Annotated in this window: 11 protein-coding genes and 4 pseudogenes; 10 read left to right on the top strand and 5 right to left on the bottom strand. The window is 59.2% G+C overall.

Annotated features, from left to right (window positions below):
- Positions 1 to 17: 17 nt before the first annotated feature.
- From ACY8GK_RS04245 to ACY8GK_RS04260, 4 genes are read left to right on the top strand one after another with little or no spacing between them, the layout of a single operon-like run.
- A complete protein-coding gene (locus ACY8GK_RS04245) occupies positions 18 to 467 on the top strand; it encodes a tellurite resistance TerB family protein (protein WP_462402418.1) in 450 nt (149 codons plus the stop codon).
- An 11-nt stretch (positions 468 to 478) separates the two neighbouring features.
- Positions 479 to 1,513, top strand: coding sequence for a TerC/Alx family metal homeostasis membrane protein (locus ACY8GK_RS04250; protein WP_462402419.1), 1,035 nt, complete (start codon positions 479 to 481; stop codon positions 1,511 to 1,513).
- Between the two features lie 30 nt (positions 1,514 to 1,543).
- Entirely contained in the window at positions 1,544 to 2,119 is a 576-nt protein-coding gene (locus ACY8GK_RS04255; protein ID WP_462402420.1) for a TerD family protein, read from the top strand.
- 29 nt (positions 2,120 to 2,148) lie between these two features.
- Positions 2,149 to 2,727, top strand: a complete 579-nt coding sequence (locus ACY8GK_RS04260) for a TerD family protein (protein ID WP_196174929.1) — start codon at positions 2,149 to 2,151, stop codon at positions 2,725 to 2,727.
- A gap of 291 nt (positions 2,728 to 3,018) precedes the next feature.
- Here ACY8GK_RS04260 and ACY8GK_RS04265 read toward each other — a convergent pair.
- Positions 3,019 to 3,593 (bottom strand): annotated as a pseudogene (locus ACY8GK_RS04265) (transposase); the annotation flags it as partial.
- A 451-nt stretch (positions 3,594 to 4,044) separates the two neighbouring features.
- On the opposite strand from ACY8GK_RS04265, the gene ACY8GK_RS04270 reads away from it, so the two are divergent.
- Positions 4,045 to 5,964: an acyltransferase family protein gene (locus ACY8GK_RS04270; RefSeq protein ID WP_462402421.1), complete on the top strand. Its 1,920-nt coding sequence runs from the start codon at positions 4,045 to 4,047 to the stop codon at positions 5,962 to 5,964.
- Positions 5,965 to 6,163: 199 nt separating this feature from the next.
- Here the strand turns inward: ACY8GK_RS04270 and ACY8GK_RS04275 are convergent, their stop codons facing one another.
- Complete coding sequence (locus ACY8GK_RS04275) at positions 6,164 to 6,595, bottom strand: hypothetical protein (RefSeq protein WP_462402422.1); 432 nt, start codon at positions 6,593 to 6,595, stop codon at positions 6,164 to 6,166.
- Between the two features lie 219 nt (positions 6,596 to 6,814).
- Here ACY8GK_RS04275 and ACY8GK_RS04280 point away from each other — a divergent pair, with 219 nt between their 5' ends.
- The 4 genes and pseudogenes from ACY8GK_RS04280 to ACY8GK_RS04295 all read left to right on the top strand — a co-directional run.
- Positions 6,815 to 8,668, top strand: a complete 1,854-nt coding sequence (locus ACY8GK_RS04280; protein WP_196174925.1) for an ABC transporter ATP-binding protein — start codon at positions 6,815 to 6,817, stop codon at positions 8,666 to 8,668.
- 342 nt (positions 8,669 to 9,010) lie between these two features.
- Positions 9,011 to 9,130: pseudogene (locus ACY8GK_RS04285) on the top strand (KGG domain-containing protein); the annotation flags it as partial.
- Between the two features lie 9 nt (positions 9,131 to 9,139).
- Positions 9,140 to 9,337: pseudogene (locus ACY8GK_RS04290) on the top strand (con-10 family general stress protein); the annotation flags it as partial.
- Positions 9,338 to 9,430, top strand: a pseudogene (locus ACY8GK_RS04295) (con-10 family general stress protein); the annotation flags it as partial.
- Positions 9,431 to 9,592: 162 nt separating this feature from the next.
- On the opposite strand, the gene ACY8GK_RS04300 reads toward ACY8GK_RS04295, so the two are convergent.
- Entirely contained in the window at positions 9,593 to 9,805 is a 213-nt protein-coding gene (locus ACY8GK_RS04300; protein WP_196174957.1) for a hypothetical protein, read from the bottom strand.
- Between the two features lie 297 nt (positions 9,806 to 10,102).
- On the opposite strand from ACY8GK_RS04300, the gene ACY8GK_RS04305 reads away from it, so the two are divergent.
- A complete protein-coding gene (locus ACY8GK_RS04305; RefSeq protein WP_196174923.1) occupies positions 10,103 to 10,630 on the top strand; it encodes a glyoxalase superfamily protein in 528 nt (175 codons plus the stop codon).
- Between the two features lie 26 nt (positions 10,631 to 10,656).
- Here the strand turns inward: ACY8GK_RS04305 and ACY8GK_RS04310 are convergent, their stop codons facing one another.
- Together ACY8GK_RS04310 and ACY8GK_RS04315 are read right to left on the bottom strand one after the other, a co-directional pair.
- On the bottom strand, positions 10,657 to 13,020 hold the full coding sequence (locus ACY8GK_RS04310) for a glycosyl hydrolase family 65 protein (protein ID WP_462402423.1): 2,364 nt from the start codon (positions 13,018 to 13,020) through the stop codon (positions 10,657 to 10,659).
- A complete protein-coding gene (locus ACY8GK_RS04315; protein WP_462402424.1) occupies positions 13,013 to 14,011 on the bottom strand; it encodes a PfkB family carbohydrate kinase in 999 nt (332 codons plus the stop codon). The genes ACY8GK_RS04310 and ACY8GK_RS04315 overlap by 8 nt, the downstream gene beginning before the upstream one ends.
- Positions 14,012 to 14,429: the final 418 nt, after the last annotated feature.

The following is a 14,429-nucleotide window of genomic DNA, read 5'->3' on the forward strand; positions in this document are numbered from 1 at the left end:
GTTCGAGGTATTCAATAATGTTGGCATGGCTTAAGACCAATGCTTCGAAAGCGCGCGAAGTATTGAGCACGGAAGTTTCGAAACACAAGAATCGCAAGTTCATGGAAGCTATTTCCAATGCCAGTGCCCTGGTGGCGATGGCAAGTAACGGTGCGGGTCCGGAAGAAACGCAGAAAATGGCGGCGTTCATGAAAACATCGCCTGAACTGAAAGTCTTCAGCATCAAGGACGTCTTGGCCGTTTTCAACGAGGCTGTTTCCAAGTTTGAATTCGATCCCCAGATCGGCCAGGCAGAAGCGCTCAAGGTGATCAGTCGCATCAAGCACGACGAGGGTGCGGCTCGCCTTCTCGTACGCGTCACATGTGCGATCGGCGCTTGCGATGGCGATTTCGACCAACAGGAAAAGGCGACTTGTCGCCTGATCTGCCTGGAGCTTGGTCTCCCATCGGCTGATTTCGATCTCTGAGGTGTGGAACCATGGAAGTTAACTCTCTGGGCTTTCCCCCGCTGACCATGGCTGTCTTCGCCGGCATCGCCCTAGGCGCCTTGCTGCTGGACATGCTTACCCACCGCGGCGACAAGCCGGTATCACTGGCGAAGGCCTCGATCTGGTCGGTGTTCTGGGTCGCCATCTCCCTTGGCTTTGCAGGCTTTCTCTATGTCCAGCACGGGGCCCAGGTCGCCAGCCTGTTCGTTACCGGCTACGCACTTGAAAAGGTGCTGAGCGTCGACAACCTGTTCGTGTTCATGGCGATCTTCGCCTGGTTCAAGGTGCCCGAAGGCCTGCGTCACAGGATCCTCTATTGGGGGATCATCGGCGCCATCGTATTCCGTGCCATCTTCGTCGCGATCGGTACGGGGCTGCTGGCGCTCGGTCCTTGGGTCGAGATTGCATTCGCGATCATCGTGGCCTGGACGGCGGTCATGATGCTGCGCAGTGGCGATGGCGAAGAGACGGAAGAAGACTATTCCAAACACATGGCCTACCGTTTCGCCAAGAAACTCTTTCCGGTATGGCCAAAGCTGTATGGCAACCAGTTCTTCGTTCGGCGGCAGACGCTGGAAGTCGAGCTGCGAAAACCCGAGCACAAGGGAATCAGCCTTGCCGGCAAGGGTGGCCTGTTCGCAACACCGCTTTTCCTGTGCCTGGCCGTTGTCGAGGTGTCCGACGTGCTGTTCGCCTTCGACTCGGTACCGGCTGTCATTGCCGTGAGCCGGGAACCGCTGATCGTCTACTCGGCGATGCTGTTCGCAATCCTGGGCCTGCGCACCTTGTATTTCGTGCTCGAGGCCATGAAGCGCTACCTGGTGCATCTGGAAAAAGCCGTCATCGCATTGCTGTTCTTCATCGCGCTCAAACTCGGACTCAACGCCACGGATCACCTGATTCAACATGGCCACACCATCGATCCCAATACCAGCTTGTTGATCGTATTGGCCGTGCTGGCGCTCGGTGTCCTCGCCAGCGTCCTCTTCCCAGCCAAGCGAGACGCTCAGGCAGAAGCCAATTGATCAATCGAAACGTCAACAAGGAGTTAAGCAATGGCATTGTCCCTGCAAAAAGGCGGTAACCTGTCGCTGACCAAAACCGATCCATCCCTGTCCAAGATCATCGTCGGTCTGGGCTGGGACCCACGGGCGACGGATGGCACCGAGTTCGATCTGGATGCGAGCGCCTTCCTTTTGAACGGTGCTGGCAAGGTTCGCAGCGAGTCGGACTTCATTTTCTACAACCAGCTCAAGAGCATCGATGGTTCGGTCGAACATACCGGGGACAACCGCACCGGCGTTGGCGATGGTGACGACGAGATCATCAAGGTCGACCTGGAGCGCGTACCGACTGATGTCGAGAAAGTGGCCTTCACGGTCACCATTCACGATGCGGACCTTCGTCGCCAGAACTTCGGCCAGGTCAGCGGCGCCTACATCCGCATCGTCAACGAAACCAATGGCAATGAAGTCGTTCGCTACGACCTCGCGGAGGATGCCTCGACGGAAACGGCCATGATTTTCGCTGAGCTGTATCTCAACAACGGTGAATGGAAGTTCCGTGCAATTGGCCAAGGGTATACCGGTGGCCTCAAGGCTCTGGCTGAAGGCTACGGCTTGAACTTCTAATTTCTCCGCAACGGGTTAAGGATTGAATCATGGCAGTCAGCCTCTCCAAAGGCGGTAACGTCTCGCTTTCGAAAGAAGCCCCCGGCCTCGCCGAGGTAATCGTAGGGCTGGGGTGGGATCCACGCATCACCGACGGCATCGAATTCGACCTCGATGCCTCGGTCTTTGTCACCGGTGAAAACGGCAAGGTCCTAAGCGATGCCGACTTCATCTTCTACAACAATACGAAGTCTTCCGACGGCGCTGTCGAGCACTTGGGAGACAATCGCTCCGGTCAAGGCGAGGGCGATGACGAACAGGTGAACATCAAGCTGACATGCTTGAGCATGGAGGTCAAGAAACTGGTTTTCGCTGTGACCATTCACGACGCCGAAATCCGCGGGCAGAATTTTGGCCAAGTGAGCAACGCCTATATCCGTGTGCAAAACAAGGCAGATGGCAGGGAACTGGCGCGCTATGATCTAAGCGAAGATGCCTCGACTGAAACGGCCATGATCTTCGGCGAGCTGTATCGTCATGGCGAAGAATTCAAGTTCAAGGCAATCGGTCAAGGTTTTGCTGGTGGCCTGAAGCCGCTGGCGGAAGCACACGGTGTAAGCATCGGTTAGAACTTCCATGAAAGCCGCCGGGCGCTGCCGTGCCCAGCGGCTCCATGCGGCATCTCTATCTCGCAATACTGCCGCCTTCTTGTACGCATGATGACCAAGCGCAACACAGGCTGCCTGAAGCTGGTGAGGGGAGCTATCGCCTACGTGCTGAGCATTCGCTCACGTTAGCGATTCGGCTACAAACTTTCCTTGAATAATGCGTAGGGTGATGGGCAAACGTCATGAAAATCGATCATGGGTTCAATAGAGGGAGTTTGAGCCTGTGAATCGCCCATTTTAAAAGAGTCTGCATTTGTCGAACGGGCGCGACAATCCAGGCTTAGCCAAGAGTTTCATGGGGCGACGATAATCACCTGTTGCGTTCGATGCCGGTCTCAGTACTGGCGAAGCGAGTCCGCATCGTAGGCTTTGCCCGCTAAGACTGCGACATCGCTTAGGACGTCGGCCTCGTAAGCTGGAAATCTAGACGCTGCCCAGCAAGAACTGACGTATTAGAAATCGCGGGTTTGTCCGCCAGAAAAATGAAATGCAATGGCACACCTCGGGCCCTCACCCAAGTGAATTTTCATCCTCGCACCAAGTGTTCAGGTCGCTCAGGTCTTGTGCGTTGAGCTTGAGGTGCGGTCGCTTGAGCCGCTGTTTGAAGGTGCCGTGTTTCTTCAGTCCCGGAAGCGTTGATGGAGCGTGTACCAAGGACCGACTCGCTTGGGCATATCCCGTCAGGTTGTTACCGAACATAGCAACCAAGAGGCGCTGTTGAGCTGCAGACGGTCATCGGTTCGGGGGCGTCCGGTGCGGCGAAATGAAGTGAAGAGGTCCGCAATCACTTTCCAGTCCGCATGGGAAAGTTCGTAGTGTTCGGGCATGACAAGAGCCCTTTGCCGAAAGGGAGAAGCGCTACGAAAACCGGGAGACTGCTCGGGGCGTCGAGGAATTTCAAGGATTTCATACAGAGCCTGGAGGTTACCTAGCGGCTGCGGCACGGCGCCGTTCAGCGCGCTGCCACTCTGGTCCAGATACTCTCGCTGTTGCCCGAAGCCCCGCAGCTACCTGCGCCGCCAAGGTGCTCTGCGATCTGCTCGCGCGGGCTGATGCTCGAGCGACAGAACCGGCGAAGGTGTGTATGGCTGGGCGGAGCAGTGCGAGCAAGAGCATGCGCGCTATGGCCAAGAAGCATGGATCGTCGAAAAGTTAGGTGTGACGGGCATGTTGTAATGGGAGAAAAATTAACGCACTCAGTGGCGAATCGCCAGCAACTCTGTGATACAGTCGCCGGCTAATTCTAAAAACGCTAGGGCACGGTACAGAGGATCGGGGATGAGGTTTAGGGACGATATCAACGGGCTGCGTGCGGTAGCCGTCATCGCTGTGGTTTTGTTTCATTTCAAATCATCCCTCCTGCCTGCAGGGTTTGCCGGTGTGGATGTGTTCTTTGTCATCTCTGGCTATTTGATGACGAGCGCGATTTTTCCGAAAGTCGTTTCTGGTTCCTTTTTTTTACGAGACTTCTATGTCAGTCGTGTGAGGCGGTTGGTTCCGGCTTTAGTCGCCTTGTGCGCGGTGTTGCTGGTCTGGGGTTACTTCAGTCTATTGCCGATTGATTACAAGCAGCTCGGTAAGCATGTGGTGGGCGCGCTTTTCTTTTTTTCGAATTTTATTTTCCATGGTGAGTCAGGGTATTTCGATTCTTCTTCCCATTTGAAATGGCTGCTGCACACTTGGTCGCTGTCGGTTGAGTGGCAGTTTTACATGATCTACCCCTTGCTGATAATGGGGGTTGTGAAGCTGTTTGGGGCAAGATGTGGAAAAGGCTCGATAGCGTTGCTGGCGGCGCTTTCCTTTGTCTTTGCCGTATGGGCTTCCTATGCCCTGGAGGGGTTTGCATATTATATGCTGCCGACCAGAGCGTGGGAAATGATGGCGGGTGGCCTGGTCTTTCTTTATCCGAGCAAGATGCGGGGTGCGGCCAAGGCCTCGGCAGCGCTGTTGGGACTGTTGTCGATCCTTTGCTCCTTTCTCTTCCTGGACAGTAACATGGCTTGGCCGGGGCTGTGGACATTGGTGCCTGTCATCGGTACCTGCTTGGTCATCTCCGCAGGTTGCACCGGTTCGATACTCTCCGAAAATGCCGTTGTTTCGTGGTTGGGGAAGACTTCGTATTCGACGTACCTGTGGCATTGGCCCATCTGTGTTTACCTGTATGGCAACGGCTTGTCCCAGAACGCGCAGGCCGTTGCATTCGGTATCGTCCTGTCGTTCGTCTGTGGATTCGTGTCGTATGTCATGGTGGAGAACGTCGCCGTCCAGCGCCGCGCCGCGGCAGGCAGAAGCCATTTTTCATCGAGGCTGAAACTGCCAGTTGCGGTATTTGCCTTCCTTTTTGTGTTTGTGTCTGGCTGCGTGGTGGTACAGAGCAACGGGGCTGTTTCCAGAATGGCAGGGGAAATCAAATCCTTGTCGGAAATCACCAATGTCTATGAGCACTTCGATTTCAAGAAGGCAATTCGTTATGGTACCTGTCACTCAGTGATCAAGGAAGTCAGTCTGGCGCACTGCATCGAGCACAGGCGCAAGATGATCTTCATCTGGGGTGACTCATACGCGGCCGCTCTTTATCAAGGTCTATTGAGCGCGCGTAACGCCGCCCATGATGATTACGGCATCTCTCAAATGACTGATGGCAACGGCCCTCCTTTTTTCAACGTGCCGGGTCGAACGGATGAGGGAAAATCCGTTTCGCAGGCAAATGTTGATAGGCTTGAAGCGGTAGCTGAGCATAGACCTGATGTCGTGGTCATTACCTGGCTGGTCTTTGGTAGCAACGCACCTCATGACAAGGCCCAGGCCTTGGCCATGCTTGGATCCACGGTGCAAAGAATCAAAGCAGTCTCACCACTCACCGAAGTGGTAGTGGTCGGTCCGGTTCCTCATTGGAATGGGAACCTGAGTTCCAAGGTCATTAGTTACTGGAAGCGATATAAAAAGGTGCCCCCTGAATATATGTCGTATGGTCTGAATGGTGATATCGCTCCATGGGATGATTATCTCAAATTGCACGTTCCTTCGACGGGTGCCTCCTATGTGTCCGCCCTGGAAGTCTTGTGTGAGCCTTCGGGTTGTTTGACCAGAATCGGTAATGACATCGCCAACCTGCCTGCCGTCGACTTCGGGCATCTTTCGAAGCAGGGTTCGGTCTACCTGGTCGATAAAATACAGTCTGAGATATTCTTGGAGTAACGCAACGTCTTTGGTTTATAGGAACGATCTCTGAACCCGCGAAAGCCGTGTGATCGAGATCCTGTCCTGGCCTTCAAATGGTCGACCGAGGATATCCTTGCCTCAGTCGCTCGCGCAGCACGAGCGCTGGGTAAATGACATTCAGCGGTACTTCTGGAACACCACACTAGGCTTTGTACGAAAAGTGCCTGCGTGACGATCAGGCCACGTTGAAAACAGGCTCGGAATGCTCATTTACAACCAGCAAAGTCGAGCGCGACCCCGGCCGTTCCTCGCCTGTTTTCGTTTTGCCTGATTGCCGCTCGGCAACTTTTCGTACAAAGCCTATGTTGAAGCGCCTATAGCTGACACGCATCGCCGAAGCCTCGCCACAAGTGAACGGGGTTTGTTCAAACCTTTCGTCACTGCGGGCGGGGTTGCCACAGGTTGATCGGGAGGCCACCTTGATGCCCCTGTGTCCTATCGGCGGTGCGGTTACCAGAGCCATGCCGAAACCAGAGTATCTGTGGGACTCATCCAGGCCCAGAACCCATTCGCGCGAGGCGCCGAGGCGCGCCTCCAGTTGCGAGATGGCTTCATCGGTGGCGGCTTCGCGTGTGTCTTCGACGGTCAATCCACGGTATTCGGTCATCGAGATCTCGCCAAGGCAGGGCTGGCCGTCGTTGGTTCATGGTACAGGCTGTCGCGTGGGTATGCCCCCTCGTCGCTGTGCGCCATCGTACCGGCAGGCAAGGGATCAGGACTTGCTCTCTCAGGATTGCCGGCGTCCTTTCGCGAACCTGCGACCTTCAGGACCCCTCAAAGCAGCATCGGTGGCAGAATTCCTTGCCTGATCACTTTGGAGACCCTCATGCTTCGTGCATTCGAACAGCGACTCGACCCTTTCCCGCCCGACGAAGTACCGCCACCTCCGGAGGGCCTGGCACGGTTCATGTGGGCCTGCACACGGGGCGCCCGTGGCTATATCCTGGCCTTCGCGTTGCTCAGCGCCGGCGTTTCGCTCTATGAAGCGTGGCTGTTTTCCTTCCTCGGCCAGGTCGTCGACCTGCTATCCACCTGGCAGGCCGGTGGAGATGCGGCCTTGCAGGAGAGCCGGGTACTGTGGGGCATCGGTATCGTGCTGCTGGCTAGCGTCGGGCTGGTAGCGCTGCGCACCATGGTGCAGCACCAGGTACTGGCTATCAATCTGCCGCTGCGGCTGCGCTGGGACTTCCATCGCCTGATGCTGCGCCAGAGCTTGTCGTTCTTTTCCGACGAGTTTTCCGGCCGGGTCACCACCAAGGTGATGCAGACGGCGCTGGCGGTGCGCGAGGTGCTGTTCACCATCATTGAAATCGTGCCAGGCATCGGCGTGTATTTCATCGCGATCATCGCCCTGGCTGGCGGTTTCGCCCTGAAACTCATGCTGCCGTTCATTGCCTGGCTGGTGTTGTTCGGCCTGGCCATGCTGTATTTCGTGCCGCGCCTGGGCAAGGTCGGGCAGGAACAGGCCCATGCCCGCTCGTCGATGACCGGGCGCGTTTCGGACGCCTATACCAACATCACCACGGTCAAGCTGTTCTCGCACTCCAAGCGCGAGGCACATTTCGCCCGCGCGGCGATGGAAGATTTCAAGCAGACCGGCTTTCGCCAGATGCGCCTGGTCAGTCAGTTCGAAATCGTCAACCAGGCCCTGGTGGTCGGGCTGATCCTGGGCGCCGGTGGCTATGCGCTGTGGCTGTGGCACCAGGGGCAGGTCGGCACCGGCGCGGTGGCGGCCATCACGGCCATGGCGCTGCGTATCAACGGCATGTCCCACTGGATCATGTGGCAGATGACCTCGCTGTTCGAGAACATCGGCACCGTGCAGGACGGCATGGCCACGTTGACCCGTGGTCCGAAGGTGCAGGATGCGCCGAATGCCGGCGTGCTGGAAACTTCGGGTGGCGAAGTGACCTTCGACAAGGTGAGCTTCAACTACAACGGTGAACGCCAGGTGCTCGACGACCTGAGCCTGAGCATTCGGCCGGGCGAGAAGATCGGCCTGGTGGGCCGCTCGGGTGCTGGCAAGTCCACGCTGATCAATCTGCTGCTGCGGTTCTACGATGTGGACAGCGGTGAGATCCGCATCGACGGGCAGAACATCGCCATGGTCACGCAGGATAGCCTGCGCAGCGCCATCGGCATGGTCACACAGGACACTTCACTGTTGCACCGTTCCATTCGCGACAACATCGCCTATGGCCGTCCCGACGCCACCGAGGCGCAAATCCGTAGCGCCGCGGCCATGGCCCAGGCTGACGGATTCATCAGCCAGCTGAGCGACAAGCAGGGCAACAGTGGCTACGACACCTTGGTCGGCGAACGCGGCATCAAGCTTTCGGGCGGCCAGCGCCAACGCATCGCCATCGCCCGGGTGATGCTCAAGAATGCCCCGATCCTGCTACTCGACGAGGCCACCAGCGCATTGGATTCGGAAGTCGAGGTAGCGATCCAGGAAAGCCTCGATGAAATGATGGAGGGCAAGACTGTCATCGCCATTGCCCATCGGTTGTCGACCATTGCGGCCATGGATCGCCTGATCGTCATGGATGCCGGGCGCATCATCGAGCAGGGCACGCATGCCGAACTGCTGGCGCGCAACGGTACTTATGCGCGTCTGTGGCAGCACCAGAGCGGCGGCTTCCTGGGCGAAGATCAAGGCGTGGTCGAGACCATCGAATAAGCACCCAAGGGAGGGCCAACCAAGGTTGGCCTTCGTTGCCGTGACAGCAGAATTTACACCACCCCTGTATTCCTGTCCGCATGTTGGTGCTTGCCTGTTCCGATCTCGTTGACGAAAGGAGCGCTGGTCATCCAGAAGACAAGGCATGCACTGGTTCTGTCTGATGGCGAGTATTGGCGCACAACGCAAAGGGCCGGCGAATGCTGGCGCGCCAGGAGTTGGCCTGGGAATCTTTCAAGCAACTCGTCGGGACTTGTCGATAACGTCTGAGCAAACCGGCCGTGCCTGGATTCTCACTAGGACACAGAATGTCCTGTGTCATTTGAGAAGAGGTTACAGATCATGGCTAACAATCAAGATCAGACCAACAATCAAGGCGGTAATGCGCAGAACAATCCGGGCAACTTCGCCAACGACCGGGAAAAGGCGTCCATGGCGGGCCAGAAGGGCGGTCAGGCTTCGGGTGGCAACTTCGCCAACGATCCGCAACGCGCCTCCGAGGCCGGACACAAGGGCGGACAGATGTCCGGTGGCAATTTCAAGAATGACCCTGAGCGTGCGTCCGAAGCCGGGCACAAGGGAGGGCAGGCATCTGGAGGCAACTTCAAGAACGATCCTGAGCGTGCCTCGGAGGCTGGTCACAAAGGCGGGCAGGCCTCGGGCGGAAACTTCGCCAACGACCGTGAGAAAGCGTCCGAAGCCGGTCGGGTAGGCGGACAGCATAGCCACGGCGGTGGCCGTCAGAGCGATGACAACCGTTAAGCAGCTGTAAGGAGAAAGGCCAGTGCACCTGCCTGCACTGGCCTTTTCTTTGTGCTTCGCGGACCAAGGCCGCATGTGGTTTCCTGACTCGGCCTGGAGTAGATCAGACAGTCCGTTGAGACCAAGGACCCCGCGCCACGACGAGGTCCGCTCAGTCTTGATTCAGATGGCGCCATCCCCCGGATTCGGCCCTTCCTCGTCTTCTACCTCATCTTCATGGGTGTTCGGCTCTGCTTCGTTGTCGGCGGGATGCCGGCGATCGACGGACGGGTGCAGATCTTCCTGCGAATTCGGATCGAATCCGGTTTCGTTGTCGGTACCGCTCGAAACGCCTTTCTGCGAGATATTGCCGGGTGCGTTGGGATTGATTTCCATGAAAGCTCTCCGTTGTGAAGCGCGGGGTGTCCGCACCTGAACAGTGAGAAACGTCGAGCTGCCAGAAGTGCCTTCGCGTTGACCGGCGGTGGCCGTCCAGGTGTTTCCCGAGTGAAGGATGCGCCTCGCGCTTTCGACACTGGCCACTGCCGTGTAGGATGGCGCCAGGCTGATGCTGCCTGCCGCTCGCGCCTCGAGGAGGACGGTGAAAGCATCGTTCTGCGAACCCAGACACAGTTCTCTTGAATGTCGAGGTTGGGTAATGCGAGCGCCGGACGCTTCGACTCAGGAGTGATGATGCCGACGATCGACCAGGCCAAGCGCATGGCCAAGCACCTGCGCGTCTCGCTGGAGGCGCGCGGACAAGCTGTTTCCCATGGCACCGCGCTCGAATTGATAGCGCACCAACTGGGCTACAAGGACTGGAATACCGCCTGCGCCCTGCTGCCGCCCGAGCCTGCCATGAGCTTTGCCAAGGCCATACCGATTTTGCGGATGTTCGACGAAGCCAAGGCACGCGAGTTCTATCTCGACTTCCTGGGTTTCGAGGTCGAGTTCGAACATCGATTCGAAGCAGGCCTGCCGCTGTATCTGGGGATCAACCGTGGCGGCCTGCAGCTGCATCTGTCCGAACACCATGGCGATGCCAGCCCGGGAACGACGATCTTCGTCCCGATGCGCCATGTCCAGGTGCTGCGCGATGAGCTACGAGCCAAGCACTACGGTTATGGCCGGCCCGAGATCGTCGAGCAGGGTTGGGGCAAGGTGCTCGAAGTGTACGATCCGTTCGGGAATCGGCTTCGCTTCTGCCAGTACCAGGACTGACGACCAGCATTCTGCCGGCTCGGAGCTCACGCCAAGCTGCCGGCAGGGGTGGGCCTACACTCGATGACCTGCCCGATGCCTGGCCGGAGCGTCAGACGCTGACCATGGTGGACGATGTCCATTGGCAACGCGTCGGCCGCCAGTTGGAGATGCAACTGGCGCGCTCGAAGCTCGACCGTGAGGCTGCGGCCATGGATGCAGACCTTCATGGCGACCCCGTCGAGGGCGGGCGGCACGGCAGGGCGCAGGTACAAGCCGTCGGCGCTGGGGTACAAACCCAGGTAATGTCTTTGCAACACGTCGATCGCGCCACCCATCGCGGCCAGATGGACCCCCTCCCGCGTGCCGCTGTCGGCCGGTGCATCCAGGTCGGTACGAATGCAGTCACAGAAGTACCTCCAGGATGCCTCCGGGTCCAGATGGGCCAGCGCGCCAGCGCAAACCAGCTTGGACAGGCTCGACTCATGGGTGATCCGCGCCAGGTGAAACGCCGCGGTCCTACGCATGGCCGCGTCGTCGAATCCATAGCCCATTCGTTCGCAGAGTCGTCGCAGTTCGATCGGCGGGAACAGATGCAACAGCGTCAGCACATCGGCTTGCTTGGACAACTGGTAGCGATCAGTGCAGTCATGTCGCGCCTCCAGCAGCCAGTCCAGCCGTGGCGAGCGATCGGGGTGCCAGCCGGCCGGGGAGGCGAGCAACCGCTCGTATCCATCGAACTGGTTCAGGATGCCGTCTTGCACGAAGGGCAGGTACATGCGCTCGGCGATCGCTGTCCAGCCTCCGGGTTCCTCCTCGCCAAGCGCCAGGCGCTGCACCAGGCCGATCCTCGAATGGTCCGGCAGTTGATCGAGCAGGTCGCGGGCCTGGAACAGTACCCAGGCTGCCATCACATTGGTGTAGGCATTGTTGTCCAGGCCCGGCTGGGCATGGCCTGGGTAGCCATTGTGATATTCATCCGGCCCGATCACGCCACGGATCATGTAGCGGCCGGTCGACGGGTCGAAGACCGCGATGCTGGCCCAGAAACGTGCGACCTCAATCATCAGTTCGGCACCCACCCCGCCCAGCCAGGCCGCGTCTCCGGTGATCTGGTAGTGCTGCCAGGCATCGTAGGCAACGGCGCTGCCGACATGCCGCTGCAAATAGGTGGGATCTTCCATCCAGCGCCCGGAGAGCGGGTTGAGCCGCAGCGGCGGCGTCTGCTCCGTACCGCTGCGCGCGCTGCGCCAAGGAAACATGGCGCCTCGATATCCGGCGGCGCGGGCGCTGCGCCTGGCAGTCTCGAGATGGCGGTGACGGTAAGCGAGCAGTTGCTCGCTGAGCCTGGCGAAACGGCTGGCCAGGAAGGGCAGGACGAACATTTCGTCCCAGAAGATCTGTCCGAAGTAACCCTCTTGCCAGCCCCGTGATGGAAAGCCCTGGTCATACTGCCCCTGGGCGATGGGGCTGCTCTGCAGCACATGCCACATGCCCAGGCGAAGCGGGCTGGCCAGCGACGGGTCATGCACGGTGATGTCAGCGGCCTCCCAGAGCGTGCGCCAGCACTGCTCGTGGGCGCGGCGCAACGCGGCGAAGGCCGCCTCCGGCATGCATGCGGCGGCCGAAGCCAGTGGACGCGGGATCTGCTCACCGAGCAAGACGCGCACGCGCTTTTCCACCACCAGGGACGCGCCGTCCGTCAGCCAGGTAGCGTCCTGGATCGTCATTCCAGCCTTCATCCAGGTCGTCCAGCCAATGGCAGGTTGCGTGACCAACTGGCAGAGCACTGCCACTTCGTCTCCCGATTCGGGAAGACGCGCCAGTACGCCGGCAAATCCGCTGCGATCATGCACCCATTCCCGTATGTCGAGACGCTTGCCCTCATAGGCCTGTTCCCGCTCGATCAGGTCATTGCCGATGGTACTGTCGAGAATTGCGCGCACATGGAGCCGATCGGGCAGGTCCTCGCCGCTCAACTCCCAGCGCAGGACCGCCAGGGTGGGGTCGTCGAGGCTGACGAAGCGTTCTTCTTCGAGCACGCAGCAGCAATCGCCGATTTGCAGACGCAAGGTTCTGCGCAGCACCGATGAGTGCAGGTCGACTGTTTGCTGGTAGCCCTGCGCCTGGCCGCCAAACCAATGCTGGCCATCGACGGAGAAACTCAGGCCAAAGGGGTCGGGCAGATTCACCAGCGATTCGATACGGGTCGGCCGGCCATTCACCTGCCGCAGCGCATCGTCATACCAGCCTGCGCGATAGAGTCCCGCATAATGCGCGGTGCGATCCGCTGAAAACAACGCTTCCGGAGCGCTTGCGCGCCACGAGAGCACCCCATTGCCCAGAGACAGGAGTGCTTCACGGCGTCGCTCGTCCTCGCCGTCATAGTGATCGAAGGTGACTTCAGCCATGCAACTTCCTCACCTGTTGGCAGATGGCGGGCGCGTGCCCTTCGATTTGCGCCGGGGATGGATAGGCCGGTTGTGAACCATAGCCGCCGACGCTCAGGTCGGATGCCGCGACGGCGCGACAGGCTGCCTCCAGCGGCGTGAAACCTTGCACCAGACAAACGGCCAGCACGCCACTGAAGGCGTCGCCCGCGCCCGTGCTGTCGACCACCGTCATGCCAGCGCCAGGAACGTGGTAGACACCGTCCTCGTGCGCCAGCACGGCACCGCCATCGGCGAGTTTCACGCAGGCGATGTGCACCCCACGACGGGATAGTTCCCGGACCGCCCGCGCAGCCTGCTCGAGGGTCTCGACATGTGTACCTAGCAGGCCCGAGGTTTCCTCGCAGTTGGGCGTGATGGCGGCGAGGCCATCGAGCCAGCCAAGGTCGACCCGCTGGGCGAAGGATGGGTCGAGCAGCACCGGCATGCCGGCACGCCTGGCTTGTGCGAGTGCGCGGCTGGCTACCGCGGCTGGAATCTCGCAGTCGACGGTCAGCCAGGAGGGACGCGAAGCCTGGGCGATGCGTTCGAGTACATCGGCGATCGCGGCTTCATCCCAGTCGTCGTTGGCATTGCTTGCCAGGACGATGTGCTTCTTGCCTTGCGGTGGCACCATGATCATCGACACCGCCGTGCCAGCGCTGGTCGAGCGGGAAACACCCTTGAGATTCACTCCCACTTGGCGCAGCGGCGCCAGCGCCTGCTCGGCCAGGTCATCCGCGCCAACCCTGCCGAGCAGATGACAGTCGAGACCGTACAACCTGCCCAGAAAGGCTCGGTTTGCAGCCTTGCCGCCGCCGAGCCGACACAAATCATGCGCCAGCGAAGTTTCGACCGTTCCCGGCGGATCATCGACCCTCACCTGGAAATCGGCGTTGATGCTACCGAGGGATAACAGGGTGGCGACCATGAAGCACGACTCCAGCATGGGTGTCTCAATCCAGACAGGCATGCAACGTCGATGGTTCTATGCGCGCGACGGACAGCGCAGGCCGGGCGCTCCCTTTGGCTTTGCAGCCTCGAGCTCGCATTCACGATCTTCCTACCCTTGTTTGCCGGCAAGGTTGCTGCAGCCCTCCAAAACCAGGTGGCAATCTGATTACCCGTAGGCTACAACTTGGCTGTTTGCTAGCGAATAGCCAGCAGCCCGACTACAGGGAGAAGTCAGATGCGTAGGGGAAATGCGCTTGCGTTCAGCCTGCTGTTCGGCGTTTGCGCGGTTCAAGCCGGACCCAGCGGCCTATCCGACGATGAAATAGCCAGACGTATCATTGCCGAGTCCATCGCTTCCTACCCTGGACCGTGCGCCTGCCCCTTCAACACGACCAGAAACGGCAGCGCTTGTGGGAGGCGAAGTGCCTACAGCAAGC

The organism is Pseudomonas sp. Marseille-QA0332 (assembly GCF_054950175.1).

Coding starts and splice junctions, on each gene's coding strand:
- ACY8GK_RS04245 (WP_462402418.1), top strand. CDS start 18: ATGTTGGCATGGCTTAAGACCAATGCTTCGAAAGCGCGCGAAGTATTG.
- ACY8GK_RS04250 (WP_462402419.1), top strand. CDS start 479: ATGGAAGTTAACTCTCTGGGCTTTCCCCCGCTGACCATGGCTGTCTTC.
- ACY8GK_RS04255 (WP_462402420.1), top strand. CDS start 1,544: ATGGCATTGTCCCTGCAAAAAGGCGGTAACCTGTCGCTGACCAAAACC.
- ACY8GK_RS04260 (WP_196174929.1), top strand. CDS start 2,149: ATGGCAGTCAGCCTCTCCAAAGGCGGTAACGTCTCGCTTTCGAAAGAA.
- ACY8GK_RS04270 (WP_462402421.1), top strand. CDS start 4,045: ATGAGGTTTAGGGACGATATCAACGGGCTGCGTGCGGTAGCCGTCATC.
- ACY8GK_RS04275 (WP_462402422.1), bottom strand. CDS start 6,595: ATGACCGAATACCGTGGATTGACCGTCGAAGACACACGCGAAGCCGCC.
- ACY8GK_RS04280 (WP_196174925.1), top strand. CDS start 6,815: ATGCTTCGTGCATTCGAACAGCGACTCGACCCTTTCCCGCCCGACGAA.
- ACY8GK_RS04300 (WP_196174957.1), bottom strand. CDS start 9,805: ATGGAAATCAATCCCAACGCACCCGGCAATATCTCGCAGAAAGGCGTT.
- ACY8GK_RS04305 (WP_196174923.1), top strand. CDS start 10,103: ATGCCGACGATCGACCAGGCCAAGCGCATGGCCAAGCACCTGCGCGTC.
- ACY8GK_RS04310 (WP_462402423.1), bottom strand. CDS start 13,020: ATGGCTGAAGTCACCTTCGATCACTATGACGGCGAGGACGAGCGACGC.
- ACY8GK_RS04315 (WP_462402424.1), bottom strand. CDS start 14,011: ATGCCTGTCTGGATTGAGACACCCATGCTGGAGTCGTGCTTCATGGTC.